Here is a 3,520-nt window from a genome sequence, read left to right as displayed (position 1 = left end):
GTGGTGAGGGGGTGCGGGCGCGGGTGATCGCCACCACGGTGGCCTCGCATTCGCAGATGGTCGAGCCGTTGCGCGAGCAGTTGCTGGAGATGCTGGGCCCCATCGAGCCCGCGCCGGGGCGGGTGCCGGTGTATTCGACGGTGACCGGTGGGGTGCTGGCGGGCTCGGAGCTGGGGGCGGAGTACTGGTTCGCCAACGCCCGCCGGCCGGTGGACTTCCAGGGGGCGGTGCGGGCGTTGCTGGCCGATGGCCGCACCGCGTTCATCGAGGTGAGCCCGCATCCGGTGCTGACGATGGCGGTGCAGGACATCCTGGACGCCACCGGCACATCGGGCGTTGCGGTGGGATCATTGCGCCGTGGCGAGGGCGGCCCCGACCGGTTCATGCGTTCGGCGGGCGAGGCGTTCACCGCCGGTGTCGGGGTGGACTGGGAACGGCTCCTCACCGTGACCGGCGCAGGCACTGAGCTGCCCACGTATGCGTTCCAGCACCGGCGCTACTGGCTGGAGCCCGCCACGACCGGTGTGTCGGACGCGGGCGGGCTCGGCCAGGCCCGCGTGGACCACCCCCTGCTCGGAGCCGCGGTGGAACTGCCCGATCACGGCGGGCTGGTGTTGACCGGCCGGATCTCCACCGCCACACACCCCTGGCTCGCCGATCACGGAGTGGGACAAACGGTGATCTTCCCCGGCACCGGCTTCGTGGAGTTGGCCGTGCGAGCGGGAGACGAGGTCGGCTGCCCGGTGCTGGAGGAGCTGACGCTTGAAGCGCCGCTGGTCATCGAGGGCGACGAACCGGTCCAGATCCAGGTGGCGGTGTCCGTAGCCGACGAGGACGGGCGGTGTGAGGTGGCGGTGCATGCCCGCACCAGCCGGCGACCCTGGACACGCCACGCCACTGGAACCCTCACCGCAACAAGCAGCACGCCGAGTCCTGCTGACGAACAGTGGCCGCCCGCGGGAGCGCAGGCGGTGGACGTATCCAGCCACTACGAGACACTGGCCAGCACCGGATACGGGTACGGTCCGGCGTTCCAGGGACTCAAGCGGGCCTGGGTGCGTGGCGCAGAGGTGTTCGCCGAGGTGGAGCTCGACGAGCGGGAGGCTGCCGAGGCCGGCGGTTACGGTATCCACCCGGCGTTGCTGGACGCCGCCCTGCACGCCACCGGTCTCGTCGAGCAGGTTGAGGGGGTCGCGCTGCCGTTCGCCTGGAACGGGGTGGAGTTGCTCGCTTCCGGCGCTCAGCAGGTGCGCGTTCACGTCCTTCCGGCCGAGGGCGGCGCTTCCAGCATCCGGATCGCCGACGCCACCGGCGTCCCGGTCGCGGCCGTCACGAGTCTGGTCACGCGGCCGCTGCCCGCCGGTGGACTGTCATCGCGTACCCAGCCCGGGCACGACGCGCTCCACCACCTGCAGTGGGTGATACCGCCAAGCTGGAACCCACCCCATGCCCGAGGGCCGATAGCCGTCATAGAGACGGACGGCAGAGTGACCGAAGCCCTGCGCGGCGGCGACCTGGAGGTGCGCTCATACGCCGATCTCCACGCGGCAGCGGGCGACGACGGCATCACGACCCTGGTCATTCCTTGCCCGATTCCGCAGGCAGACGACCCGGAACTGCTGGAGGGCCTGCGGTCGGAGCTGGACCGGGTCGTGGGCGTGCTGCGTGACTGGCTGGCCGACGATCGGCTGGCCGAGACCCGGCTGGTGCTGGTGACCACGGGTGCCGTGACGACCGGTACCGAGGCCGGCAGCGCCGGCGATGGTGCTCTGGTCGAGGCTGCGGTGTCGGGCCTGGTGCGTTCGGCGCAGGCGGAGAACCCAGGCCGGATCGTCCTCGTGGACGTCGATCGCGCGGCCGATTCGCTCACCGCGCTGGCTTCGTTGCTGGGCGTGGAGGACGAGCCGCAGCTGGTGGTGCGGGCCGGTCGGGTGCTGGTGCCCCGTCTGGCCCGGGCGGACACGTCCGGCGATCTCGCGACGCCCGAGGGGCCGGAAGCCTGGCGGCTGGACAGCCCCGTCAAGGGCTCCATCGACGGGCTGAACCTGATCCCGGCCCCCGAGGCCGATCAGGAGCTGGCCGCCGGTGAAGTCCGCGTGGACGTCCGCGCGGCCGGCCTGAACTTCCGCGACGTGGTCGTGACACTGGGCATGGTGCCCGAGCAGGGCGGGCTCATCGGTGGTGAGTTCGCCGGGATCGTCTCCGAGGTCGGGCCCGGCGTGGAAGGGCTGCGGGTCGGCGATCAGGTGATGGGCATGGGCGAAGGGACCTTCGGCCCGCGTGTCGTGGCTGATCGCCGGATGATGGCGCGGATGCCGCAGGGATGGAGTTTCGCCCGCGCGGCCTCCGTCCCGGGAGCGTTCGCGACCGCCTGGTACGGGCTCGTCGACCTGGCCGAGCTCACCCACGGGGAGCGGGTACTGATCCACTCCGGCGCCGGCGGAGTCGGCATGGCCGCCATCCAGATCGCCCGGCACCTGGGTGCGGAGGTCTTCGCCACCGCCTCACCTGCCAAGCAGCACCTGCTGCGGGCGCTGGGAGTGCCTGAGGGCCACATCGCCTCCTCCCGCGACCTGGACTTCGCCGACGCCTTCGCCGCAGTCACCGGGGGCGAAGGGATGGACGTGGTGCTCAACTCGCTGGCGGGGCCGTTCACCGACGCCTCCCTCGACCTCCTCACCCCTGGCGGGCGGTTCGTTGAGATGGGCAAGACCGACCGGCGCGATCCGGCCGACGTCGCGAACACCCACCCCCACGTCCGTTACCGCAGCTTCGACCTCATGGATGCCGGGCACGATCGTATCGGCCAGATGCTCGCCGAACTGCTGGACCTGTTCGCCTCCCAGGAACTGGCCGGTCTGCCGGTGCGGTGCTGGCCGGTGCAGCAGGCCCGCCAAGCATTCCGGCACATGGCCCAGGCCCGCCACACCGGCAAGATCATCCTCACCATGCCGCGCGCGCTGGACCCCGACGGCACCGTGCTGATCACCGGCGGCACCGGCGGCCTAGGCGCCATCCTGGCCCGCCACCTCGCCACCGAGCACCAGACCAAGCATCTGCTGCTGGCCTCCCGCCGAGGAGACCAAGCCCCCGACGCCGACCAACTCCGCACCGACCTGGAAGCAGCCGGCGCAACCGTCGACATCACGGCCTGCGATCTGTCCGACCCCGAGCAAGTCAGCGCACTCCTTGACCGGATCCCCGCCGAGCATCCCCTGACGGCGGTCTTCCACACCGCCGGAGTCCTCGACGACGGCGTGGTCACCTCGCTCACCCCGGACAAGATCGACCGGGTACTGCGGCCCAAGGCGGATGCCGCCTGGCATCTGCACCAGGCCACCCAGCGACTGGACCTGGCCGCGTTCGTTCTCTACTCCTCCTCAGCCGGCACCCTCGACAGCGCCGGACAGGGCAACTACTCGGCGGCCAACGCCTTCCTGGACGCACTCGCCATCCACCGCCACACCACCGGCCTACCCGCCCAAGCCCTCGCCTGGGGACTCTGGCACCAACCCAGCGG

At 71.3% G+C, this 3,520-nt stretch carries 1 protein-coding gene; it reads left to right on the top strand.

The annotated features are described in order from the left end of the window. Nucleotides 1–11 precede the first annotated feature (11 nt). On the top strand, nucleotides 12–3,520 hold a 3,509-nt coding region (locus tag ACWDRB_RS67640; RefSeq protein WP_449912830.1), incomplete at its 3' end, for an SDR family NAD(P)-dependent oxidoreductase.

The organism is Nonomuraea sp. NPDC003707 (assembly GCF_053587055.1).
This window is presented reverse-complemented; position numbering and strand designations above follow the sequence as displayed.